A 23,060-nucleotide genomic window follows, 5' to 3' on the forward strand; every position below is an offset into this window, starting at 1 on the left:
CAGACCGACGGACCTTTCCGCCCAACAGTGCCCCGAATAGCGCCGATGCCATGACCGCCGCAGCAATCCCCTTGGATCCCACCGTCATCAGGCCCGCCACCACGCCGAAGCCGGCCGACCCGGCCGCCGCCGCCCTTGGATTGGAGCGCTGGGAGGAACAGGCCGCCCGCTGCCCCGACGCGGAGGTCGCCGCCTTCGCCCGGGCGTACGCCACCGATCCGGCGGGCCGTCGGCTGCTGGAGGCGGTGTTCGGGAATTCGCCCTTCCTGACCCAGGCGATGGTGATCGATCCAGCCTTCGCGCGCCGCATGCTGACGCTGGGCTGGGACGCCGCGTTCGACGCCGAGCTGGAGGCGGTCCGAACGGAGCTGGCGGCGGAGCGCGACACGGCCAAGCTGATGGCTAGGCTGCGTGTCGCCAAGCGGCGGGTCTCGCTGTTGACCGCCGTGGCCGACATCGCGGGTGGCTGGGATCTGGCGCGCGTGACGCTGGCGCTCAGCCGGTTCGCCGAGGACGCGCTCCGCCTCGCCTGCGACCATCTGCTGTCGAAGGCCGCGGCGGGCGGGTCGCTGATCCTGCCCGAGCCGGAGCGGCCCTCGGTCGGGAGCGGTCTGATCGTTCTGGCCATGGGTAAGTTCGGTGCGCGCGAGCTCAATTATTCCAGCGATATAGATCTGATCGTCCTATACGACGACCACGTCGTTCAAACCACCCAGCCGGACAACATGGCTCGAACATTCGTTCGTCTCGCGCGGGAACTTGTCCGTATTATGGAGGAACGCACGCGGGACGGCTATGTCTTCCGCACCGACTTGCGCCTGCGCCCCGATCCGGGGGCGACGCCGCTGGCGGTTTCCGTCTCCGCCGCGGAATCCTATTACGGCAGCCTGGGCCAGAACTGGGAACGCGCGGCCATGATCAAGGCCCGCGCGGTGGCGGGCGACCTCGAAGCGGGCCGGAACTTCCTGCGCTTCCTGGTGCCGTTCATCTGGCGCCGCAGCCTGGATTTCGCGGCGATCCAGGACATCCACTCGATCAAGCGCCAGATCAACGCGCACCGCGGCTACAGGAGCACGGCGGTCAACGGCCACAACGTCAAGCTGGGCCGCGGCGGCATCCGCGAGATCGAGTTCTTCGCCCAGACCCAGCAGCTCATCTTCGGCGGCCGCGATCCGACGCTGCGCACCTCGGGCACGGTCGAGAGCCTGCTGGCCCTGGTGGCGTCGGGCCGGATCGAGCGTCCGGTCGCCGACGATCTGATCAAATCGTACGAATTTCTCCGAATGGTCGAGCACCGCGTCCAGATGAAGGACGACCGCCAGACCCACACCCTGCCGACCGACGACGCCGGCGTCGCGGCGCTCGCCGCCTTCATGGGCTATGCCGAGGCGGAGCCCTTCCGCGTCGACCTGCTGGAGACGCTGGACCGGGTCGAGGACCACTACGCCGCCCTGTTCGAGGAGGCGCCGCCGCTGTCCGGCCCCGGCAACCTCGTGTTCACCGGGACGGAGGACGATCCCGACACGCTGGAGACCCTGCGCGCCATGGGCTTTGGCAATCCCGCCGCCGTGGCCGCCGCCGTGCGGGCGTGGCACCATGGCCGCTACCGCGCGACCCGCAGCACCCGCTCGCGCGAGTTGCTGACGGAGCTGGGGCCGACCTTGCTGGAGGCGCTGGGCGCCACCGCCAACCCCGACGACGCCTTCAACCGCTTCGACGAGTTCCTGGCCCGTCTGCCGGCGGGGGTCCAGCTGTTCTCCATGTTCTACAGCAACCCCAACCTGCTGAGCCTGCTGGCCGAGATCATGGGATCGGCTCCCCGTCTGGCCGAGGTGCTCAGCCGCAACCCCAACCGGCTCGACGCGGTGCTGACGCCCGGCTTCTTCGACGCCCTACCCACGCGCGCGGCCCTGTCCGAGCAACTGGACCTGCTGCTGCACCAGGCGCGCGACTATGAGGACGTGCTGAACATCGCCCGGCGCTGGACCAACGACCAGATCGTCTGGGCCGGCATCCACATCCTGCGCAACATCACGGACGGCGAACGCTGCGGGCCATTCCTGTCCGATGTCGCCGACCTGGGCTTGGCGGCGCTGGAGCCGCGCGTCGCCGACGATTTCGCCCGCCGCCATGGCCGGTTCGCGGAGGCCGAAGGGGCGGCGCCGGAGGATCGCCACGGCATGGCGATCCTGGCGCTCGGCAAGCTGGGCAGCCGGCAGATGACCCTGCGGTCCGACCTGGATCTGATCATGGTCTACGACACGCCGCCCGGATCGACCGCCTCGGATGGCCCGAAGCCGCTGGCCCCCAACGAGTATTTCATCCGCCTGACCCAGCGCATGATCAACGCCCTGACGGCGCCGACCGGCGAGGGCCGCCTCTACGACATCGACATGCGGCTGCGTCCCAGCGGCAAGTCGGGTCCCCTGGCGATCAGCCTGGAGAGCTTCCAGCGTTATCAGATGAACGACGCCTGGACCTGGGAGCACATGGCGCTGACCCGCGCCCGCGTCATCCATGGCCCGGCGGAGTTGACCAGCCGCCTGGACGCCGCGGTGCGCGAGGTGCTGACCCGTCCGCGCGACCCCGACAAGCTGCTGCGCGATGTCGCCGAGATGCGGGCCCGGATCGACAAGGAGTTCGGCACCACCGACATCTGGGACGTCAAATATGTCCGTGGCGGCACCATCGACGTGGAGTTCATAGCCCAATACCTGATGTTGCGCCACGCCGCCGAGCACCCGGAGATCCTCGGCGGCGACGCGGCGGCGGCTTTGCGGATGGCGGCCGGAGCCGGCCTGCTGGACGAGGGGATCGCGACCGACCTGCGCGAGGCATTGTCGCTCTGGCGCCGGATCCAAGGCTTCCTGCGCCTGACCACCGAAGGCCGCTTCGACATCGCCAAGGCGCCGGCGGGCCTGCGCCAAGCGCTTGCCCGCGCCGCCTTCCCGGACCGCGCCGAGATGCCCGGCTTCGACAGCGCCGCCCTGGAGAACCAAGCCCGCGCCATCGCCACCCGCGCCCACCGCCACTTCATCCATCTGGTGGAGGAACCGGCGGCGGCGCTGCCGTGAGGCCCTTATTCTCCGTAGGCGATCAGTTCATCGATCGCGCGAATGATCCGCGTGCTGTGCTGGTCGAGATTGTCGATGGAGGGACCGAGTTCCTTGGTCGGAAAGCTTACGATCGCGAGAGGGTCAATGACAACGTCGTGGCCTTCGATCGTGAAACAGGGGTTAAGGTCGTGATCCGTGTGGCCGGCATGCGATCGTAGGACGAGCGGCACGATCGCACGACGTGGAGTCCTGTCGTAACGATCACGCTGGATCACCAGCAGGTAGGGAGTCGCTGTCTTGGTACGTCCAAGATTTCTATGAACGTCGAATTGCGGCATCAGGGGACGCGGTCTTCTGGCAAGTAATCCCCGATATGGTCGTCGGCCACGCATCCATGCTTCTCATGAAATTCGGTCCAGGACGCGCAGACCCTGTCCCAATGTTCCTGATCCGCCAGCTTCGACCGCCGCTCCATTTCGATGGCTGAAGCCAACAGCTTCTCGACATAATCTGAGAGGTTGTCCGTGTAGTCGCGGGCGACGCGGACCAAATCCTCATTGAGGGTCATGTTGATCCGCTGCTTCGGAGCCGAGGCATCGTAGACGTGTCCGGTTCCAAGTCGCATGGGTTCCTCCTTCGACCGCATCATGTGTATGGTAATTCACATGATGCGGAGGGACCAGCGCCGCTTGACCGGCCCGCCGTCAGACGTACCAGATGCCGTCGTCGATGTAGGGCGCCCGCTGGATCTGATGCTCGGTCGATTCGGAGAAGCCCAGCACCGCGTCGGCCCTGGTCAAGCCGGCGTCCAACGCGCGGGTCCAGTTGGCGTGTCCATTGGCGTCCGGACCGCGCTCCAGCACGTTTTGGTACAGCAGGTCGACGAAGGCGCCATTCTCGACCGCGCCGAACCGGGCCAGGAATTCGGGTGAGTCGATGAAGCCCTTGGCCGCCTCGTGCGGGGTCATGCCGGCCTTGATGGCGGCCGTCCAGGCGACCAGCCCGCCGGCGTCGGGCAGCCGGTCGAACACGCTGTCATAGAGGCGGGCCACCGTCGCGGCGTCATCGTCGCGCAGCCACAGGCCCTGCTCCACGGCGGGTGCCGTGCGCTGGATGTTCTCGACCGATTCCGAGAACCCCACCAGAGCCTCGGCCCGGGTCATGCCGTGGTCGATGGCGTTGGTCCAATTCGCGACGCCGCCATCCTCGCCCTCGCGGTGGAGCACGTTGCGGTAGAGCTGCTTGACGAAACCGGTGCTGTCCAGCTCACCATAGCGGACATTGAATTCCTCGGAGAGAACGAAGCCATTGGCCGCCTGGACCAGCGTCATGGCACCGGCATCCACCGCGTGCTTCCAGTTCAGCAATCCGCCCTGGTCGGGGGTGCGGTCCAGCGCCGCGCCATAGAGGCGATAGACCTGCGCCGCGGTGTCGCCGGTGTCGGTGACGTAGCGCCCGTCCGCGAAGACGAGATGCTCGACGTTCCGGACCGTGTCGACGCCCTCCGGGCCGGATACCGTGCTGTCGCCCTTCATGTTGAGCGAGATGCCGTATTCGCGGCGGACACCCGTCCAGATCGCCGTGTCGATGCCGTCGCCGCCGTCGATCAGATCGTTGCCGGTGCCGCCGTCCAGGTGGTCATCGCCAGCCCCGCCATAAAGGCGGTCGTTGCCGGCCCCGCCGATCAGCAGGTCGTTGCCGCCCATGCCTTGGATCAGGTCGTTGCCAGCTGTGCCACGCAGCACGTCGGCACCGGCGGTGCCGGTCAATTCCGATCCCAGCGGGCCGCTGTCGAACGAGCCGTCGTCGTTGGCCGCGAAGGCGGTGCCGCGGATCGCCGCGATGGCGTCGATCTTGTCATGCAGGACGGTGCGCCAGTCATCGGCCAGGATGCCGCCGGTGTCGCCGGAGTTGGGGTTCCACGACCACCACGCCCAGGACAGGCCGGCGCTCGGCATGCCACCGTCCGTGGCACCGTCGCTGTTGAGGTCGCCGTTGAGCGTCGCCATGATCTTGGTCAGCCAGACCTTGTCCTTGGGATCGGACGCTTCCAGCTTGGTGCCGAACTCCCCCAGCAGGACCGGGGCGATACCCTGCCGGGCGATGTAGCCCCACTGGGTGTCGAACACGCCCTGGAGCTTGGACGCGTAGTCGTTCCCCTGGAACCATGGCTGGGGGTAGACCGAGTTGGGATAGTCGTGGGGCGAGTAGACCACCTTGTTCGCGATCGGCAGCGTGACCGGATCGTCGGCGACACCCTGGAGGTTGCCACCCCACCAGTACCAGCTTCCCTTGTAGGTCTCGATGCCCTCGACCATGATCAGCCAGTCGGGATTGACCTGCTGGATCGCGGATCCCGCCCGCTCGGCCGCCGCTTCCCAGTCCGTCGCCGGGTTGTCGTCGCCCCAGGTCGCCGGGCCGTGCGGCTCGTTGTGCAGGTCGGCGGCCACGACGCTGTCGTTGCCCTTGTAGCGCTGGGCCAGCATGACCCAGTCGTCGATCCAGCGCTGCTCGGTGTACTGGCCGTCGTACCACAACCCATTGGCGTTCGGCCCATCGCCGGCGGCGCTGCGGTGATGGTCCAGGATGATCCGCATGCCGATCTGGCCGGCATAATCGACGATCTTGTCGATGATCTGCAGTCCGCTCAGCCCGGCCAGATCCGGGTTCAAAGTGAAATTGATGTTGGTCGGCGTCTTGCCCGCCAGCAGTTCCGACGAGAAGGGCAGGCGGATGGCGTTGAAGCCGGTATCCACCATCTGCTTCATCATCTCCTGCCAGTTCCGGAAGTTCAGTCCGTCGGGCGAGGCGCGCTGCGATTCCAGGCCGAACCAGTTGACGGCGCTGAGCCGCACGGCGGCGCCGCTGGCGTCGATGATCTCGTTGCCGCGGGTCGACAGGAACCCATCGGCGATGGTGTTGGGATTGGCGGGCGACGGGCCATCGTCGTCATGGATCGTCCCGATCGCCTCCCACCGGGTCGGCACGGCGCCGTCGGGGGACGACAGCACCAGCCGGAAGGTCTCGTTCAACTCCGTCCTGGTGTCGCCGGTCACGTCGATCTTGACGGTGGCGTGGGTCTCGCCCGGAGCGAAGGTCACCGTCCCGGTGGCGTCGGTGTAATCGGTCCCGGATGTCGCACCGCCCGCGACCGTCTTCCAATTCAATGTCACCGGCGTGGTCGAGGCGTGGGTCAGCGTCAGGTGGAAGGTCAAGGGCGTCGTGCCGCCATCCCCCTCGACCGCGAAGGCGTCGGTCACGGTCAGGAACGGCGTCGTGGTCTCCGGGTCGGGATTGGATGACAGGAAAACGGGCTCGACCGGCTTCCCGCTGGCGGTGAAGCCGATGTTGATCTTCTCGCCCGGTTGCAGGACATGGTTCATCTCGACCGGACCGAGGGTCACGACACCCGGCGCCGAAGGCTGCGTCGTGACGTTCCACGAGGACTGGATCACCCAAGGCGCCGTGAACGACACCCGCCAGTCCGACACCGCTTCCGTCCCGTCGTTGGTCAGGAAGATCTCGCCCGTGAAACCTTGGTCCCAGGTGTTGCCGAGCTTGAATTCAGTGCGGATGGCCATTGGATCTCGCCTCGAAGGTCCGGTGTGACGAGGCCAATAGATATACGTGATCTAAGGTTTTCTAACCCTTTATAACGGATGGAAATCCGCCGCTTCGGCGTCAGGCGCAGGGGGTTTTCCTTCGCGCCGCCGCTTCGCTTCGTGGCTACGCCCGGCGCTACTCCCTTGGGGCCACATTGACGGTGGCGGCCGCCGTGACATAGACTCCGGAGGCGCCGACCGCGGGGCTCCATCGTCGCCCATGGCGGCATTCCAACGAAAGATCATCCATGTCCATCACCACGCTCGGCCCGCTGGCCGCGGCCGCCCGGTTCGTCTTCGGCGCCGATCACGCGACCTCCAAGGGCCTGACGGAGGCGGCGACCGGCGGGACCGAGGCCGATGTCAAGCGCGCCCAGGCGCTGGTGAAGAAGCTGCCGCCAAAGGACAGGACGCGCCTGATGGCGGCGTTCCAGACCTTCAGTGACACGGGGCCATGAATCTGGGCCACAAGCCCCCCGACATCAATTCCATCCGCTCCGGCACCGCGCCACTTTTACCCGCGCTTTCGAAAGAGGTAGTGTGACAGAGTGCGCCGTGTTTCGCGGTGGGTTGAGGGTGGAAGATCGGCATGAATGTCGCCGGGTTCAAATTCGCGGTCGAGATCCTGCAGAAAGGTGACTGGACGATCCTCTGCCTGATGGCGGACGACATCGCCGCCGCGCGGATGGCCTATTCCCTAATGACGCTGCATCCCTATGACGGGGTCCGCCTGGCATTGATCGATCCGGCGCTCCGCGACTCACCCGAGCGGGTCATCTGGGAACACCTCAAGGCACCGGAACCGGAGCCGACGGACGATTCCGGCGTCCTCGACCTGATCCCGCTGCCGGACGGGCATCCGCTGCTGACGTCCGACCTCGATGACGACGATACCGGGAACGCCCCCAGGTCCTTCCGCCTGGGCTCCGAACGGGAAATCGACGATCCGGGTGCCGCCGCGCGGCGCAGGATCTCCGCTGGACGGGTCGATGACGGCAAGCGCCCCCGCATGTGGCCACCAACCCGGCGCGCCATCGGCAAGGCGCTCGGTGCCGGGATGATCGTGTCCGGCATCTTCGGCGCGGCGCTCTGGAACCTGCCGGAACGGCCTGGGCCAGAGGCGCCGATGGAGCCTCCCCGTCTGGCCGCCCCGGCGCCGGCGCGGTTCGCCGAGACGCCGACCGAGCCTCCCGCACCAACGCCACCACCCCCCGCCGCGGCGGCACCGACCTCCGCCGAGGTTCCGGACACGACGGCGCTGTTCGGCAAATGGGCCAAGGACGCGGCCGGTTGCGCCACCGACTATCTCCTGTTCCAGCCGGAGCGGGCCTTCATGGTCGATTCGCGCTTGGCGCTGGCGTCCGGAGGCCCGGCTTTCTACGGCGTCGTGGAGAACGACCTCACCGTCTTCGACGGCGCCACGGAGTCGCGCTACGGCCGGCTTGGTCCGGACCAGTTGCGGCAGGTCTCGTTCTTCAGCACCCGGACCGGACCGCACGAAGGAGGGCCGACCCTGGTGCGCTGCGCCAATACCGACCCGCCCGACCGGGTGGACTGGACGCCGAACCCGATCGACCGCGCCACGGCGCTGGCGAGGCTGGCCGACGCCCGTTCGCGGTTCGAGGCGGCGCGGGCGGTCGCCGGCTCATCGCAGGTTCCCGCACCGCTACGTGGGCGCTGGGGTGCCCGCTGCGACATCGGCTATCTGGAGTGGGAAGACGGCGTCCAAACCTCGTGGAGCACCTTCGGCGGCGCCGAGAAGCGCGCCATCGCGGCCTTCAAGGAGCTGGGCAGCCGCTACACCATCGTTTTCGAGGGCGGCTACACCCAGTTCTACGATCTGGTGGCTGATGACCAAGTCGTCCTGTCCGGTGTCGGCGCGCAGGGCGTCATGACCGATCCGGCCCCGCCGCCCTGGACCGGAAGGCGCTGCCCGGTCCCGACCAACTCCTGAGTCAGGCGCCGCCGATGCGCCGGTAGATGAAGGGCGGGGGGGCGGCGCCCGCTTCCCGTTCGGCCAGCGCGAAGATCTCGTCGTGGAACGGCGACAGGCCGCAAGCCGGGTCGACCGCGTCGGCCTTGCCGGTCAGGGCGAAGGCTTGGCAGCGGCAGCCGCCCCAGTCGATCTCCTTCCGCTCGCAAGTCCGGCAGGTCTCGGGCATCCAGTCGGTGCCGCGGTAAGCCTGGAAAGCGGGCGAACTCCGCCAGATCTCCCCCAGCGGCTTGTCGCGGACGCTGTCGAACTCCAGCCCGGTGATGCTCTCCGCCGCGTGGCAGGGCAGCACCTTGCCGGCCGGCGAGATGTTGAGGAACTGTCGGCCCCAGCCGCCCATGCAGGACTTCGGCCGCTTGGCGTAATAATCCGGGATGACGTAGTCGATCATCAGCCGGCCCTTCAGCCGGACGCGCGCCTCGTTGACCACGGATGTCGCGTTGTCCAGCTGCTCGCGGGTCGGCAGCAGGGACGCGCGGTTCTTCAGCGCCCAGCCGTAATACTGGACATGCGCGACCTCCAGCCGTTCCGCGTCCAGGTCGAGCGCCAACTGGATCATCTCCTCCAGCCGGCTCAGGTTATGGCGGTGGACGACGGCGTTGACGGTCAGCGGGAAGCCAGCCTCGCGGATCTGGCGTGCGATCTCCATCTTGCGCTTCTGGGCACCGGCCAGGTTGCCGATCCGCTCGGCGCTCTCGACATCGGTGTCCTGGAAGCTCAGCTGGACATGGTCAAGCCCGGCGTCGTAAAGCTCCTTCAGCCGGGCCGGGTCCAGCAGCACGCCCGAGGTGATCAGATTGGTGTAGCAGCCCAGCTTGGCCGCGTGTTTGACCAAATCGGCCAAGTCCTTCCGCACGGTCGGCTCGCCGCCGGAGAAATGGACCTGGAGCACGCCAAGCCCCACCGCCTCCTCCAGCACGCGCTTCCAGGTCGCCGTGTCCAGCTCGGCGCCCGACCGCTCCAGCTCCACCGGGTTGGAGCAGTAGGGGCATTGCAGCGGGCAGCGGTGGGTCAGCTCGGCCAGCAGCGCCAAGGGCGGCGCCGGGGCGGCGGAACCGGACTTCTCGATCGTGGGAGATGGCGAGAGGGCGTTCATGTCGTGATGATTCCCTTGTCGGCGAGATCCTGGAGCATCGCCACGACGTCGGTCGCGACCGTGTCGCGCTCGGCCTCGAAGGTCTTCGCCAGATCGTCGATGATGGCCTTCAATGTCGTGTCGCCGTCGCACCTTTTCAGGATCTCGACCGCGATCTCATCCGGCATGAAGACTTTTTCCGGAGCCAGCACGACCCAGGCCTCACGCGCCTGATCGAACCGGAATTTGACGTGCCGCGGCAGCCGCGGCACGTTTTCCTCGGTGATGACGGTCATCGCCTCAGCGCCGCTCGGGCACGAAGGCGCCCGGCGGGATGTGGCCGGGTTCGACATAGGCGTGGTACAGCGCGTCGAGCTGCGCCCACAACACATCGCATTTGAACTCCAGCGCCGCCAGGACGGCCTGCTGCTGGTCGGGGCGCCGGGCCTCGCGCTTGACATAGGCCAGCGCGAAATCGGCGTCGCGTGGGGCCTCGGTCAGGCGGTTGTTGAAATAGGCCAGCGTGTCCTTGCTGATGAAGTCGTAATTCGCCAGCATGCCCGACACCCGGTTTTGGATGATGCCCGGCGAGAACAGCTCGGTCAGCGAGGACGCCACGGCCTCGAGCACGGTGCGGTCGCGCACGTAATGGACATAGGCCTCGACCGCGAAGCGCGTTCCCGGCAGCAGGCCGGCGCAGCTCTCCACATAGGCGGTGTCGAGCCCCAAGCCCTCGGTCAGCTTCAGCCAGCGCGCGATGCCGCCCTCACCCGGCTGCGAGCCGTCATGGTCGATGATCCGCTGGCGCCAGGCGCGGCGGTCCTCGACACTGGTCAGGCGCGATAGCACGACCGAGTCCTTGATCGGGATGTTGCACTGGTAATAATACCGATTCAGCGCCCAGGCCTGGACCTGCCCGAAGTTGAGCTTGCCGTTGTGGAGCAGCTGGTGAAAGGGATGGAGGCTGTGGTACCGCGCGGCGCCGATCGCCCGCAGGCGTTCCTCGAGCTGGTCCTGGCTCAATAATTCAGTCATGGCGATAGTTCCATTCCGTCTTCCCCCACTTCCCAGCCGGCCTCGTTGACCGAGGCTCGTTCTGGACTGTCATCCAGCAGGATGGGGTTGGTGTTGTTGATGTGGATGAATACCTTGCGCCGGATGCCGAGCGGAGCGAAAGCGGCCAGCGATCCTTCCGGACCGGACACGCTCATGTGACCCATGCGACGGCCCGTCTTGGTGCCCGTCTCGTTGCGGATCATCTCGTCGTCCCGCCACAGCGTTCCGTCGAATAGCAGGAGGTCCGCGCCCCTGATGCGGTCGGCCAGCGCCGGTGTCAGCTTGGCGCAGCCGGGAATATAAAAGAAACTCTTGTCGCCAGCGCTGATCCGCAGACCGACGGTATCCTCGGTCTCGCCGTCCAGCACCGGGGCGGCGTCCTCCAGATAAAGCGCCACCTTGCCGGGCACCGCGAACATCTCGATCGTGATGCCGCTCGGGCCTTCCGGCCCGACCAACTCGACCGGGGCGTTCAGACCCAGGGTGCGCCGCTGGACCAGATCGGGATTGAGCACCTGGAAGATGCTGTTGGCCGACAGGACCGCGTGGATCCGCGATGTCGCGTAGAGCGACAGCGGCTGGCTCTCCCGCAGGTTTATCAGCCCGGCGATGTGGTCGACATCCCCATTGGTCAGCACCACGCCCGCGATGGGGCTGTGACGCTTGCCATGGCGCGGATACAGCGTCGGGGTATTCAGGATCTGTTGCCGCAGGTCGGGCGACGCGTTCAAAAGGAACCAGCGCTCACCGTCGGCGCTGATCGCCAGCGACGATTGCGTCCGGGGCTTCGCCGCCGGATCACCCGACCGGGCTCGCCGGCAGGTGTCGCACGCGCAGTTCCATTGAGGGTAGCCACCGCCGGCGGCCGAGCCCAGCACAACTATTTTCACGGCCGTATCCAGTCTTGTCCGCAGGCGGCGGCGGGTAGCTTAGATTTCGGCGCAGGCGTAGCAGTTGATTTCCATGCCGACGGCGATTTCAACGATGCGCGGGGTCTTCCACTTCATAGCGTGATCCTCTCCAGGTTGAATTTACGAGCAGTGCTCGCCACACCTTATCGACGGTGAAGGACGCCATCATAACGCCCCATGCGAGACTGTAACGCTGTACTTTGGTCTAACTGCCGTTTTGGTCAAGGGGTAGGCCTCATACGGACGGCGTCAGGTCCCCCGGTTCCGGCTCCTGGCGGTCGCCCAGGCCGGGCTTCGAACGCGCGGCTTGCCGCGACGTGTGCCACTCCGTCACGACCACCGCGACCGCCAGCCAGAAGCCGCCGACCAGATAGCCGCTGGCGACATCGCTCAGGAAGTGGACGCTCAAATAGATCCGGCTGAAGCCGATCAGCATGATCGCCATGGCGCCCCAGAACAGCACCTCGAAGCGGGCGCGCGGCTGCGTCTGGATGGTCCGCCACACACTATAGGCGATGAAGCCATAGACGGAGATCGCCGCCGTCGCGTGCCCGCTGGGAAAGGCCGGGCTGTGCGCCTCGATCAGGTCCCAATTGGCCGGCCGGTCGCGCGCGATGATGTATTTGGCGCTCCAGGTCGTCAGCTGCGCGCCCAGCACGCAGATCCAGAACGGCAGCACCAGATGGCCTCGCTTGCCGCTCCACCACAGCAGCGACGCCACCAGCCCGACGATGGTCGTGGTCGGTCCCTCGCCCCACAGCGTCAGCCATATCATGGCGTCGATGAACGGCTGCACCCGGTGCGCGTCGAACCAGCGGTCCACCGCGTTGTCCAGCGCCACCAGCCCCTCGGCCTCGTGAAGCTCCCGGACCAGCCCACCGAACAGCGCCACCAGGTAGATCGCGAAGATCACCATCAGGGTCAGCGGCAACCCAGTGAAGACCTTGCTGTCCAGCCGCGCCTTGACGAAACGCGAGGCGCGCGGGAACCGGCTGTCCAACAAGGCCACCACCGGCCGGTCGCGGACCCAGTGCCGCGACACCCGCACCGGACCGTGGAGGCGTCTGGCCGCCATCCCGATCAGGGCGACCAGCCCGCGCGCCAGCCAATGGAGGACGGCCAACGCCGCGATCAGGATCGCGATGGCCAGCAGCAGGTTCATCGTGGAAATGACGGGTCTCCAAAGGCGCGCGGTCTAAAACGGGTGTACCTTTCCGATGACGGACAGAACGCCGATCGGCCGCCGTTGTTGCCTCGCCCTCCTCAGCCGAAGAAGCCGATCCGGTGGACGACGCCGACGCTGACCCGGCGCATCAGCTCGTACAGGCCGGTCATCGGCTTGAAGATGTCCTCGTTCTCGCGCTGATAGTTCTGGCTCTCGTCGCTGGCATAGGTCGCCCGCTCGCCGAAATCCCCCGTCACCGCGTCGTCGGTGGTGGCCGGGAATATGCGTTCCAGCTGGCTGACCGCCGTCGGGATGTCCAGGTGGAGCACCCGCATCAGCAGCCGGGCGTGGGTCGTGTTGTGCTGGCTGCTGAACTGCGGGATGTGCGTCGCCAGCAGGAAGATCTCGTGGATCAGCGCGATCCGGACCGCGTGCAGGATGCCCAATTGCTCCCTCGCCTCCGGGCTCACCAGCGCGCCGCAGCCGGTCCGGTCGGACCCGACCAGGGCCAGCCCGTCGCGCAGGATGCAGAAATCGGCGAACAGCTTCCGCCCCACCTTGGTCTGGCGGGCGTGCAGCGGGCTGTCCTCCAGGTAGCGCGCCAGCAGCCGCATCTGCTCCGCCCGCGCCTTGTCCCGAGTCTTGGCGGCGCGCAGCAGCCACAGACCGGGGTCCAGCGTGTCGACATAGGCCCGCAGCGCGTCGGGCGAGGCGATCGCGGCGCCGTACTCGACCATGCCGATCAGCTGGCGGAACCGGTTGGACCGGGCGTAGAGCTGGCGGAACCGCTCCGGGTCCTTGCCGATCGCCTCGCCGACGCCGCTGATCGTGTTGGCGGGCAGCCCCAGTTGCTGGAGGATCGCGTTGTGCGGGATCGCGCGGATCTGGCTGACCGAGGCCTGCTCGATGTCGTCCGTGCTGTCGTGCTGCCGCTTGATCGCGCGGCTGCCCGACGGGAACAGCAGGTTGGTGCCGAAGGCGCCCAGCAGCATGGCGTAGTCGGGGCTCTTGACCAGCGAGACCTGGAACTCCTTCACCGTGGTGAAGAACTCGGTGATGTAGTCCGGGTCCTCGTAATAAGGATCGCTCCTGGCGTCGCCCCGGTCGCCCAGCATGTGCTCCAGGATGCGGGTGACCACCGCGAAGGCCCCGCCGGGCGTCACGAAGTACAGGAAGCCGTCGCCGCCCTGGAAGCTGACCTCCTGCTTGAAGTCCACCTTGTTGTCGGCCAGGAACTCCAGCGAATAGGGTGTGGCGGTATAGCCCAGCCGCTCCTCGAACCCGGCGGGATGGGCGCCCCGGCCGATCGACTCGCCATGGGTGTCGAAGATCACCAGCTGCACGCCGGTCAGGCCGTGCTTGGGGAACAGCCGGGCGACGCGCAGCCGCAGCCGCTCGATCGAGGCCGAGGCCGGGGTCTGGCCCAGATACCGTCCGGCGTCGGAGAAGCCGGTCTGGATGCACAGCCGGCCGCGCGCCTGGACATAGGCCCGGTAATGCGGGTTCTCCAGCAGCTGGTCGATCACCCGGCTGCCCAGTTCCAGCGCCTTCTCCGTCTCGAACAGCGGGCTGATGTCGACCTTGTCGGCGACGCCGAACAGGCGGGCGTAGTACAGCGCCGTCAGCGGCGTGAAGGCCGATTCGCACTCGGCGATCAGGAAGCGGACCGGCGTGGTGGCGTCGGCGTATTTCAGCATCTGCGCCACGATCATGAACAGCCGCTTGGACGAGGTCCGCTCCGACATGATCGAGCCGAAATTGATCGTCCGCGGCTCGACCTTGTCCAGCAGCTCGTTGAGCGACGTCAGGTAGGACTGCCGATAGCGCGGATCGTCCGGCGCCGTCTCCATCCCGACGGTCTTGCGGATCGCGTTGTGCAGCTGGGTCGCGTTGATCCGGACATGGGTGTGCGCCATGCCCAGCCCATAATTCGCCAGCTCCGCCCGCAGCGAGCACAGCCGCCGGATCGCCGGATCGCGCGCCGTGCCGTCCGCCGTCGCCAGCTTGATCACCCGGTCGATCAGCCCGATCGCCTGCGAATTGTCGGTCAGCCGCAGCGAGATGCCGTCATGCATGCGCTGGGCGATCCGCTGGATGTGGGGCAGGGCGCCCGTCCCGCCGGGATCCTGGGCGAACACGCCGATCTCGTCGGTGACCTCGTTGATCGCCAGCGCCAGCCGCGACTCCAGCAGGTCGAGCGTGTGGCCGATGTCCTCCCCGGCCACCGCCAGCCCGCGCACGGCGCGGACCTCCTCGCGGTAGTGCTTGAGCTGGGCCACCTGCACGATCAGGCGCTTCCGCAGCGTGTCGGTCCACTTGATGTCGGATCGGCCGTCCAGGTCATAGCCGACCCAGCTCGCCACCGTGATCAGCTTGGGCGTCAGCTCGGTCCAGCGGTCGGGATAGACCTCTTCCGCCACCGCGTAGACGATGCCGTAGAGCCGGCGGAGCGCCGCTTGGACGTTGCCGATCGCGATCAGCGACAACCCGTGCTCGCGCGTCAGGCTCAGATCGGGATCGGGGCGGTGGACCAGCCCGGCCATGTGCTCGATCAGCTCGGCCCGCGTCGACTCCGTCAGGGGAGTGCCATCGCCGGCCCGGCCCGAGGCCAGCGTCGTCAGCAGCTCCATCAGCTCGCCCGACAGGTTGAAGGTCGGGTGCGCGGTCATCACGATGCCGAACAGCTCGTGCTCCACCCGCGCGCGGAACCGCTCGAACGGCACGGGACCCTCGGCGCCCGGTGGAATGGCCAGCGCCCGGATCAGCCCGGTCAGCGAGGCGGCGTTGGCCTCCGGGTCCATCTCCCCGACATAGCGCGACAGCCGGGCGGCGCGGCCGATGAAGCCCTGCGCCGACAGATGCTGGATCAGCTGCTCCAGCGTCGCGTGCGAGACCGATCCGTCCTCGATCTTCCTCGACAGTTCCAGCGCCACGCGCTGCACCGGGTTGCTGAACGGATCGTCGTCGGTCGAGGCGGAAAACCGCCGCAGCGCCTCGCCCAGCTCCGCCGTCAGCGCGGCCAAGTCGGGCGACGGCGCGTCCTCCGCCGGAAAGCACGCGTCCACCGTCAGCAACGGCCATTTCAGGTCCGCCGCCCCGGTGGAAGCAGGATAGGAGGGGGCGAGAGCGGTGACCGGGGCGTCCTGAGGCATGCGGCGGGCTTTCGTCGATCGGGTGGGGCGGGAGGGGGCGCCTGAAACGGCGGAGGTGGCAGAGGGGCGCCGGGGCATGGGCGTCGAACCTTCCGTATGAACTTCTTCCGGCGGAGCGACTGGCGCCAGCACGTACCGCGGCGCGGCAACGATGCTGCGGACCCCTGGGTCTGTCAACGGCTATCGCCCGCGTTTTATGGAAATGCCCGCCACTCTCCGGGAAGTGCTTTCACCTGTAAGCGTCCTCAGGCCACGGCACCTTCCGCCGGGCACGATCACCCTGATATGATCCCGCCATGAGCGATCACCCCGACGACACCGGCATCGACACCGAGGATCAGGCCGCGGTCGTGGCCTTGCTGTCCGACCCGGCCATCCATGGCGGCGTTCCGGTCCAGCGCATCGACACCAATGGCAGCATCGTCTTCGTGGCGGGCGACAGGGTGTGGAAGCTGAAGCGCGCCGTGCGCTTCCCCTACATGGATTACGGCACGGTCGAGCGCCGCCGCGTCGCCTGCGCGGCGGAGGTCAGGCTGAACCGGCGCACGGCGCCCTCGGTCTATCTCGGTGTGGCGCCGGTGACCCGCCGGCCCGATGGCCCGCTGGCCCTGGGGCCGGTCGGGGAGCCTCCCCAAACCCCACCCACCGATCAGGTGGTGGACTGGCTGGTGGTGATGTCCCGCCTCGACCAGGACACGCTGTTCGACAAGCTGGCCGACCGCGACGCCCTGACCACCGACATGATGCGCGCCCTCGCCGAGACCATCGAGGACTTCCACCGCGCGGCCGAGGTCTTCACCGACCGGGGCGGGGCCGCGGCATTGCGCTGGGTGGTCGACGACAACATCGCCGAGCTGCGCCACTTTCCCGATGTCTTCCCGAAGGATCTGGTCGCCATCCTGGCCGAAACCTCCACCGCCGCGCTGGACCGCCATGGCGGATTGCTGGACCGGCGACGCGACGGCGGGTTCGTCCGCTTCTGCCACGGGGACCTGCACCTCCGGAACATCTGCCTGGTCGACGGCGTGCCGACGCTGTTCGACTGCGTCGAGTTCAACGACGACATCGCGATCATCGACGTTCTCTACGATCTGGCGTTCCTGCTGATGGACCTGGAGCATCGCGGCTTGAGGGTCCAGGCCAACACGCTGTTGAACAGGACGCTGGACCTGACGGACGACCACGAGGGCTTGGCGCTGCTGCCGCTGTTCCTGTCCGCCCGCGCCGCGGTGAGGGCCAAGGTGATCGCCAGCGGCGCCGCGAACGAGCCCGACCCCGATGCCGCCAACGCGGCGGCGCGTAGCTATCTCGACCACGCCGTGGCGGCGATCACCCCCATGGGGCCCCGTCTGATCGCCATCGGCGGCCTGTCCGGCACCGGCAAGACGACGGTGGCGCGGGCCCTGGCGCCCCGGATCGGCCCCGCGCCGGGAGCCGTGGTCCTGCGCAGCGACGTGCTGCGGAAGCGGCTGTTCGGCGTGGCGGAGACCGAACGGCTGCCGCCCGACGCCTATGCCGGCACAGTCACCGACCAAGTCTACGCCGACCTGCTCGACCGCGCCGGACGCGTCATCCGAGCCGGCCACGCGGTCGTGGTAGACGCCGTCAACGCCCGGCCGGAGGAGAGGGCGGCGCTGGAAAGACTGGCCGAGAGCGCTGGCGTGCCCTTCCGCGGCGTCTGGCTGGAGGCCGACGCCGATACCTTGGTGGCCCGCGTGACATCCCGCCGGGATGACGCGTCCGACGCCGACGCGGCGGTCGTCCGCCGGCAACTGGCCTATCAGGTCGGCCCGATGTCCTGGACACGCGTGGCGGCGGGTGGTGACCTCGTGGCCAATATGGATGAAATAGAGAAAATTACCAATTAATTACCCGTAAAATGATCAAAGTTCCAAAACGCCATGAGGCCGAATGATTCTCCGCCCGGATTGATGTGGGTCATTGTGGACCCCTTCCGCCAGTCTTAGTCTTCCGTCAACCATAAGGTTTCCTCGCCATAGAGTTTCCTCGGATGAGGGAGAGACTGGAATGATCCGCAAGATCCTCGTACCCCTGGTCGGCCGCGACAGCGATCGCGCCGTTCTGGCGATGGGGTTCTCCGTCGCCAAGACCTTCGACGCCCATGTGGAGGCGCTGCATGTCGGCGGCGACCCGCGCGACGCGGTCCCGATGCTGGGCGACGGTCTGTCCGGCGCGCTGATCGAGGAGATCATGCGGGCGGCCGAGCGTGAATTCGCGGCCGACGCGGAACTCGCCCGCAAGCATTTCGAAGGCGCGCGCGCCGCCGCGCAGGCCGCCGTCACCCAATCCGCCCCGGGACCCGGCATGGCTTCCGGCTGGATGCGGTCCCTGACCGGCGCCATCGAGGACGTCGTCACCCACGAGGCCCGGCTGGCCGACCTCATCGTCTTCCCGCAAAGCGCCGGTGTCGGCGACACCCGCCTCGCGGTGACGCTGGAGGCGACGCTGCTTGGATCCGCCCGCCCGCTGTTGCTGACGCCGGATCGGCCGCCGGCCAAGATCGGCGGCACCGTCGCCATCGCCTGGAATGGCGGGGCGGAATGCGCCCGCGCGGTCGCGGCCGCCATGCCCTTCCTGATCCGGGCGGGCACCGTCCACATCATCACGGCGGATACCTCGGCGACCTCGTCGGACGAAGCCGGCAAGCTGGCCGAATATCTGGCGTGGCACGGCATCCAGGCCAAGGTGGACAAGATCGCCCCAACCGGCGAGCCGGTGGGCGGGGCCCTGCTGGCGCGCGCCGCCGAGCTGGGCGCCGACCTGATGGTGATGGGAGGCTACGGCCACAGCCGGATGCGGGAGTTGATCATGGGCGGCGTCACCCGCCACGTCCTGGCCCATCCGGGACTGCCGATCCTGATGGCCCACTGACCCCAGGGTCCGGCCCAAAGGCCAAGCCCCAAAGTCGAACTTGGAGACGACGTCGCGACGGGAAGGCGAATCGAAACCACCACAACGGAGAAGCCCTGGCCAACAAGGGGTGTCAACCGGAGGAGTTCCAAGACATGCTCACCATAGAGGACTGCATCGCCCTCAGTGAATTGACCGAGAACGAGATCAAGGCCATAGCGGAACACGAGCACGTGCCCGAGATGATCGCCCTGGAGTTGGGGAACTACCTGCTCCACCGCGATGACGGCCAGACCTGCATCAAGGGCATCATCCTCGACGACATCCGTCAAGCCGAGGAGCGGGGCGACAAGCGGCACGCCACCCGCCTAAAGCTGGTCCTCCGCCACTTCATGGACACCCATCGGGACCAGGGCGCCAGGCTCTGCTGAGTTGATGGCGAGGCGTCGGCGCCTATGCCCAAATGATTAAGCAATACCGGATAGGGTGCGGCCTGTTTCCCATCGGATCCAGGAACCGCACCCACCATGCCATCGCGCGGCGCCGCCCTCTTCCCAAGTCTCGCGCGGCGCGCGGTCGACCGCGTCACCGGCCGCTGCCACGTCACGCTCGAACGCATCCAGGACCTTCGGGACGAGGGCGGCGGCCGTTTCACCGCGACCGGCGCCGCCCCCCGTTTCGCGGTGCGGACGCTCGAAGGTCCGCCGCCCTCCGACTGGGTCAGGGTAAGGGTCTCGATCACCGGCGCCAAGCCCTATGCCAGCGGCACGATCCGAGTCTGCGCCGGGGGCGACCAGCCGACCATCAGCCATCCCTTGCCATCCCTCAGGGATGGCGCCCTCGACCAGATGATCCGCCTGCCGGACCGCGTCGCGTCGCTGCGCTATGACCCGATGGACCAAGTCGGAGAGTTCACGCTCCACGGATTCCGCATCGACCGGGTCAGCCGGGCCCGCGTGTTGGCGCGTGCGGCGTTGCGCGATCCCGGCAAGGCGATCCAGGCGATCCGCTACATTGCCCGCCACGGACTGACCGCCGCCAAGATCCGCATGGCCGAGCGGCTGAACGCGCCATCGCATGATGGCTACGGCGCGTGGCTCGACCTGTTCGACACCTTGAACGCCGACGATATCGACGCGATCCGGTCCCACATCGACGCCATGCCGGCCCGGCCGCTGATCTCCGTGCTGATGCCGGTGCACGACCCCGATCCCGCCTCGCTGCGGAGCGCCATCGAGTCGGTCCGGGCCCAACTCTATCCCGACTGGGAACTCTGCGTCGCCGACGACGCCTCGACCAATCCGGAGATCGCCAGCATCCTGGCGGAGTTCGCGGAGCTCGACCCGCGCGTCAAGATCACCACCCTGCCGGTCAACGGTAACATCTCCGCCGCCAGCAACGCCGCGCTCGATCTCGTCACGGGATCCTTCGTGGCCTTGCTCGACCACGACGACAGGCTGGCACCCCACGCGCTGTACAGGGTCGCGGTGGAACTCGAACTGCATCCCGACGCCGACCTGATCTACAGCGACGAGGATAAGCTGGACGCCGAGGGCAAGCGCCACGATCCGCACTTCAAATCCGGCTGGAACCCCGAACTGCTGCTGGCCCAGAACATGGTCAGCCATCTCGGGGTCTACCGCACGGCGCTGGTCCGGCGCGTCGGCGGTTTCCGGCTCGGTTTCGAAGGCAGCCAGGATTGGGATCTGGCGCTGCGCGTGGCCGAGGCCAGCGCCTCCGACCGGCTCCGCCACATCCCCCACGTGCTCTATCATTGGCGGGTCTTCCGCGGATCGGGCTCGTTCTCGACCCGCCAGGGCGGCCGCGCCGCCGAAGCAGGCCGCCGAGCGGTCGAGGAACACCTGCGCCGCACGGGCCAGCCGGCGACGGTGACGATCAACGCCGCCGGATACAACAGGGTGAAGCGTACGCTACCCGATCCCGCCCCCAAGGTTTCCCTGATCGTGCCGACCCGCGACCGGGTGGAGTTGTTGCGCAACTGCGTCGAGGGCTTGCTGCTCCGGACAGACTATCCCGACCTGGAGATCCTGATCGTCGACAACGGCAGCGTCGAACCGGCCACGCTCGACTATTTTCGCGACCTGGCATCCGAACCGGCCGTCCGCGTTCTCCACCGCGACGGCCCGTTCAACTTCTCCGCCCTCAACAACTTCGCGGTCTCCCAGGCCACCGGATCGATCATCGGCCTGATCAACAACGACATCCAGGTGATCGAGCCCGGCTGGCTCACCGAGATGGTCAGCCACGCCGTCCGCCCCGGCGTCGGCGCGGTGGGCGCCAAGCTGCTCTACGCCGACGGCACGATCCAGCACGCCGGCGTGATCCTGGGCATGCAGGGCGTGGCCGGTCACATGCACAAGGGGCTTGGCCGGCATGACCACGGCTATTTCAACCGGCTCCAACTGGCTCAGAACCTGTCCTGCGTCACGGCGGCCTGCATGGTGATGCCGAAGTCCGCCTTCCAAGCCGTCGGCGGCTTCGACGAGACCAACCTCGCCATCGCCTTCAACGATGTCGACCTCTGCCTGAAGCTGCGCGAGGCCGGCCACCTGATCGTCTGGACACCCCACGCCGAACTCCATCACCTGGAGTCAGCGTCGCGCGGTTCCGACATGACGCCGGAGAACCACGCGCGCTTCGCCGCCGAGGTCAAGCACATGCTGGACCGCTGGGGCGACACCCTGCTCCAAGACCCCTACTACAACCCCAACCTCTCCCTGGAAGCCACCGCCTTCGCCCTGGCCGGCACCCCACGCGCGCTCCGCCCCTGGCACCAGCCGCCCCTGATTTGATGAAAGCTATCCAACCACGGTATGCAGGGTGTTCCGAAGCGCCTGCTTGACCTTCCGATGCGCCCGGCTGACCCAGCGCTCCTCGTAGGCCTGCTTGCGCTTGAACCGGTTGGTCGGCTTGTCCAGGTTCCACGGATACTCCTTGGCGACGACCGGATCGGGCTTCTCCACCGCGAACAGGACCGAGTAGACCTTGCGCGGGTTGGGCGACCGGTTGGCACCGGCGTAGTGCAGTGTCCTGCTGTGATGGATCGACACCGATCCCCGGCGCAGCGGGACGGTGACGGCCTTGTCCAGGTCGACGCCGACGGCCTCCAGGAACTCGATCCGCTTGTCGTCCTTGTAGTTCCGATGATGCAGGATCGGCCCGTTGTGGCTTCCGGGAATGAAGGTCAGGCAACCGTTTTCCTCGTCGACATCCTGAAGCGGCAACCAGATCGTGATGTTCTCCAACTTGCTGCCTTCGCGGTGGAACGCCTGATCCTGATGCCAGGGCGTCGCCGAGTCCGGATCGGTCGGCTTGTTGATGGCGTGGTCGAAGGAGAACTTGGCATCCGCCCCCAACAGTGTTTGCGCCACCGCCTCCGCATTGGCCCAGAACTGGCTGCGCAGCAGTTCCGGCGCGTATTTGGCGGGGTGCAGAAGCTGCGGCAGCTTGATCTTGCCGTCCTCCTCAAGCCCGGCCATGTCGAACAGATCGCCTTCCTTCCAGCCGACGCGCCCGCTGAAAAGCCGCCCAAAGGATCGGTCGATCTCGTCCACCTGATCGGGAGTGACGAAGTCGGGGATGGTCAGATGTCCGTCCGTCCAAAACGTGTCGATCTGCTCCATCGTCAGCGTCACCCGCGGCGCCTTCTTCAGCAGTTGCCACCGAACATCGAAGGGCAACGTCTTGTTGAGAACCGCATCCAGAACCGGCAACTCAGCCTCCATGTGGCATTCGAATAAAATTCACTGCTTATTCTAATATTTCCACGGGAGAGCGGCGAAAATCACCTCGATAAGTGTTTTAATCCGTGAGCGGGGAGTGGCTGGTCATCGTCGGTGGTTGCCGTGACCAGCATGTTCATCCGCCGCTTTTTTCAACACAGATAAAGAGGATTTACAGGATGGACACAGATCCCAAAGCATCGCATTCGTCGGACCAGCGCTTTGCCCAGCGAAGTCAGGATAGTTGAAAATACTGATGCCTTGTGGGCCTTGAATAACAACCAGGTGGCACTCAGGCATAATGGATCCTCGGATCAAGTCCAAGGATGACGCAAAGGTAAATGAAAAAGGACTTCCAGTTCTTTCTGTTTGTGCTGGGCATTTTCCATCTCAATAATCCATCATACTCGAACTTGATTTTAGGATCCATTATGCT

The 23,060-nt window shown here is 66.9% G+C and carries 18 protein-coding genes; 7 read left to right on the forward strand and 11 right to left on the reverse strand.

The window, feature by feature from the left end; all coding sequences use genetic code 11:
* Positions 1-50 precede the first annotated feature (50 nt).
* Entirely contained in the window at positions 51-3,074 is a 3,024-nt protein-coding gene (locus N825_RS26030) for a bifunctional [glutamine synthetase] adenylyltransferase/[glutamine synthetase]-adenylyl-L-tyrosine phosphorylase (protein ID WP_051513124.1), read from the forward strand.
* 5 nt (positions 3,075-3,079) lie between these two features.
* Here the strand turns inward: N825_RS26030 and N825_RS26035 are convergent, their stop codons facing one another.
* From N825_RS26035 to N825_RS40840, 3 genes are all read right to left on the reverse strand, one after another.
* On the reverse strand, positions 3,080-3,394 hold the full coding sequence (locus tag N825_RS26035) for a CcdB family protein (protein ID WP_037458485.1): 315 nt from the start codon (positions 3,392-3,394) through the stop codon (positions 3,080-3,082).
* The gene (locus tag N825_RS26040) at positions 3,394-3,681 is read right to left on the reverse strand and encodes a type II toxin-antitoxin system CcdA family antitoxin (protein WP_063833934.1); all 288 of its coding nucleotides are present in this window, start codon (positions 3,679-3,681) and stop codon (positions 3,394-3,396) included. The genes N825_RS26035 and N825_RS26040 overlap by 1 nt, the downstream gene beginning before the upstream one ends.
* Positions 3,682-3,760: 79 nt before the next feature.
* Complete coding sequence (locus N825_RS40840) at positions 3,761-6,637, reverse strand: DUF4214 domain-containing protein (RefSeq protein WP_051513126.1); 2,877 nt, start codon at positions 6,635-6,637, stop codon at positions 3,761-3,763.
* Between the two features lie 269 nt (positions 6,638-6,906).
* Here N825_RS40840 and N825_RS26050 point away from each other — a divergent pair, with 269 nt between their 5' ends.
* Together N825_RS26050 and N825_RS36945 are read left to right on the forward strand one after the other, a co-directional pair.
* A complete protein-coding gene (locus N825_RS26050) occupies positions 6,907-7,116 on the forward strand; it encodes a hypothetical protein (protein WP_037458488.1) in 210 nt (69 codons plus the stop codon).
* Positions 7,117-7,247: 131 nt separating this feature from the next.
* The gene (locus N825_RS36945) at positions 7,248-8,612 is read left to right on the forward strand and encodes a hypothetical protein (RefSeq protein WP_051513129.1); all 1,365 of its coding nucleotides are present in this window, start codon (positions 7,248-7,250) and stop codon (positions 8,610-8,612) included.
* 1 nt (position 8,613) lies between these two features.
* Here N825_RS36945 and pqqE read toward each other — a convergent pair whose 3' ends face one another.
* From pqqE to N825_RS26085, 7 genes are all read right to left on the reverse strand, one after another.
* Positions 8,614-9,747 carry a pyrroloquinoline quinone biosynthesis protein PqqE gene (pqqE, locus tag N825_RS26060; protein ID WP_037458490.1) on the reverse strand — a complete coding sequence of 378 codons (1,134 nt, stop codon included), beginning with the start codon at positions 9,745-9,747 and terminating at the stop codon, positions 8,614-8,616.
* Positions 9,744-10,022: a pyrroloquinoline quinone biosynthesis peptide chaperone PqqD gene (gene pqqD / locus N825_RS26065; RefSeq protein ID WP_037458491.1), complete on the reverse strand. Its 279-nt coding sequence runs from the start codon at positions 10,020-10,022 to the stop codon at positions 9,744-9,746. The genes pqqE and pqqD overlap by 4 nt, the downstream gene beginning before the upstream one ends.
* Positions 10,023-10,026: 4 nt before the next feature.
* Entirely contained in the window at positions 10,027-10,761 is a 735-nt protein-coding gene (pqqC, locus tag N825_RS26070; RefSeq protein WP_037458493.1) for a pyrroloquinoline-quinone synthase PqqC, read from the reverse strand.
* On the reverse strand, positions 10,758-11,672 hold the full coding sequence (pqqB, locus tag N825_RS26075) for a pyrroloquinoline quinone biosynthesis protein PqqB (RefSeq protein WP_037458494.1): 915 nt from the start codon (positions 11,670-11,672) through the stop codon (positions 10,758-10,760). Before pqqB ends, pqqC begins: the two co-directional genes overlap by 4 nt.
* A 39-nt stretch (positions 11,673-11,711) precedes the next feature.
* A complete protein-coding gene (pqqA, locus tag N825_RS41045) occupies positions 11,712-11,789 on the reverse strand; it encodes a pyrroloquinoline quinone precursor peptide PqqA (protein ID WP_084165078.1) in 78 nt (25 codons plus the stop codon).
* Between the two features lie 139 nt (positions 11,790-11,928).
* Positions 11,929-12,855 (reverse strand): phosphatase PAP2 family protein, encoded by a 927-nt coding sequence (locus tag N825_RS26080; RefSeq protein WP_051513131.1) that lies wholly within the window; start codon positions 12,853-12,855, stop codon positions 11,929-11,931.
* A 101-nt stretch (positions 12,856-12,956) separates the two neighbouring features.
* Positions 12,957-16,010: a phosphoenolpyruvate carboxylase gene (locus N825_RS26085; RefSeq protein WP_051513133.1), complete on the reverse strand. Its 3,054-nt coding sequence runs from the start codon at positions 16,008-16,010 to the stop codon at positions 12,957-12,959.
* Between the two features lie 296 nt (positions 16,011-16,306).
* On the opposite strand from N825_RS26085, the gene N825_RS26090 reads away from it, so the two are divergent.
* The 4 genes from N825_RS26090 to N825_RS26105 all read left to right on the forward strand — a co-directional run bounded on the left by N825_RS26090 (position 16,307) and on the right by N825_RS26105 (position 21,694).
* Positions 16,307-17,878, forward strand: coding sequence for a bifunctional aminoglycoside phosphotransferase/ATP-binding protein (locus tag N825_RS26090; protein ID WP_051513135.1), 1,572 nt, complete (start codon positions 16,307-16,309; stop codon positions 17,876-17,878).
* A gap of 160 nt (positions 17,879-18,038) precedes the next feature.
* A complete protein-coding gene (locus N825_RS26095) occupies positions 18,039-18,902 on the forward strand; it encodes a universal stress protein (RefSeq protein ID WP_037458496.1) in 864 nt (287 codons plus the stop codon).
* Between the two features lie 134 nt (positions 18,903-19,036).
* The gene (locus tag N825_RS26100; protein WP_037458497.1) at positions 19,037-19,312 is read left to right on the forward strand and encodes a hypothetical protein; all 276 of its coding nucleotides are present in this window, start codon (positions 19,037-19,039) and stop codon (positions 19,310-19,312) included.
* Between the two features lie 96 nt (positions 19,313-19,408).
* Positions 19,409-21,694 carry a glycosyltransferase family 2 protein gene (locus tag N825_RS26105; protein WP_051513137.1) on the forward strand — a complete coding sequence of 762 codons (2,286 nt, stop codon included), beginning with the start codon at positions 19,409-19,411 and terminating at the stop codon, positions 21,692-21,694.
* Positions 21,695-21,700: 6 nt separating this feature from the next.
* Here N825_RS26105 and N825_RS36950 read toward each other — a convergent pair whose 3' ends face one another.
* Entirely contained in the window at positions 21,701-22,615 is a 915-nt protein-coding gene (locus tag N825_RS36950) for a phytanoyl-CoA dioxygenase family protein (RefSeq protein WP_198038905.1), read from the reverse strand.
* Positions 22,616-23,060: the final 445 nt, after the last annotated feature.

It is taken from the genome of Skermanella stibiiresistens SB22 (assembly GCF_000576635.1).
In the GTDB taxonomy this organism is placed as follows: Bacteria; Pseudomonadota; Alphaproteobacteria; order Azospirillales; family Azospirillaceae; genus Skermanella; species Skermanella stibiiresistens.

What these genes read in the sequence shown, in the direction of transcription:
- N825_RS26095 (WP_037458496.1), top strand. Translation starts at nt 18,039, where the DNA reads ATGATCCGCAAGATCCTCGTACCCCTGGTCGGCCGCGACAGCGATCGC.
- N825_RS36945 (WP_051513129.1), top strand. Translation starts at nt 7,248, where the DNA reads ATGAATGTCGCCGGGTTCAAATTCGCGGTCGAGATCCTGCAGAAAGGT.
- N825_RS26050 (WP_037458488.1), top strand. Translation starts at nt 6,907, where the DNA reads ATGTCCATCACCACGCTCGGCCCGCTGGCCGCGGCCGCCCGGTTCGTC.
- N825_RS26090 (WP_051513135.1), top strand. Translation starts at nt 16,307, where the DNA reads ATGAGCGATCACCCCGACGACACCGGCATCGACACCGAGGATCAGGCC.
- pqqC (WP_037458493.1), bottom strand. Translation starts at nt 10,761, where the DNA reads ATGACTGAATTATTGAGCCAGGACCAGCTCGAGGAACGCCTGCGGGCG.
- N825_RS26100 (WP_037458497.1), top strand. Translation starts at nt 19,037, where the DNA reads ATGCTCACCATAGAGGACTGCATCGCCCTCAGTGAATTGACCGAGAAC.
- N825_RS26085 (WP_051513133.1), bottom strand. Translation starts at nt 16,010, where the DNA reads ATGCCTCAGGACGCCCCGGTCACCGCTCTCGCCCCCTCCTATCCTGCT.
- pqqA (WP_084165078.1), bottom strand. Translation starts at nt 11,789, where the DNA reads ATGAAGTGGAAGACCCCGCGCATCGTTGAAATCGCCGTCGGCATGGAA.
- N825_RS40840 (WP_051513126.1), bottom strand. Translation starts at nt 6,637, where the DNA reads ATGGCCATCCGCACTGAATTCAAGCTCGGCAACACCTGGGACCAAGGT.
- pqqD (WP_037458491.1), bottom strand. Translation starts at nt 10,022, where the DNA reads ATGACCGTCATCACCGAGGAAAACGTGCCGCGGCTGCCGCGGCACGTC.
- N825_RS26080 (WP_051513131.1), bottom strand. Translation starts at nt 12,855, where the DNA reads ATGAACCTGCTGCTGGCCATCGCGATCCTGATCGCGGCGTTGGCCGTC.
- N825_RS26105 (WP_051513137.1), top strand. Translation starts at nt 19,409, where the DNA reads ATGCCATCGCGCGGCGCCGCCCTCTTCCCAAGTCTCGCGCGGCGCGCG.
- pqqE (WP_037458490.1), bottom strand. Translation starts at nt 9,747, where the DNA reads ATGAACGCCCTCTCGCCATCTCCCACGATCGAGAAGTCCGGTTCCGCC.
- N825_RS26035 (WP_037458485.1), bottom strand. Translation starts at nt 3,394, where the DNA reads ATGCCGCAATTCGACGTTCATAGAAATCTTGGACGTACCAAGACAGCG.
- N825_RS26040 (WP_063833934.1), bottom strand. Translation starts at nt 3,681, where the DNA reads ATGCGACTTGGAACCGGACACGTCTACGATGCCTCGGCTCCGAAGCAG.
- N825_RS26030 (WP_051513124.1), top strand. Translation starts at nt 51, where the DNA reads ATGACCGCCGCAGCAATCCCCTTGGATCCCACCGTCATCAGGCCCGCC.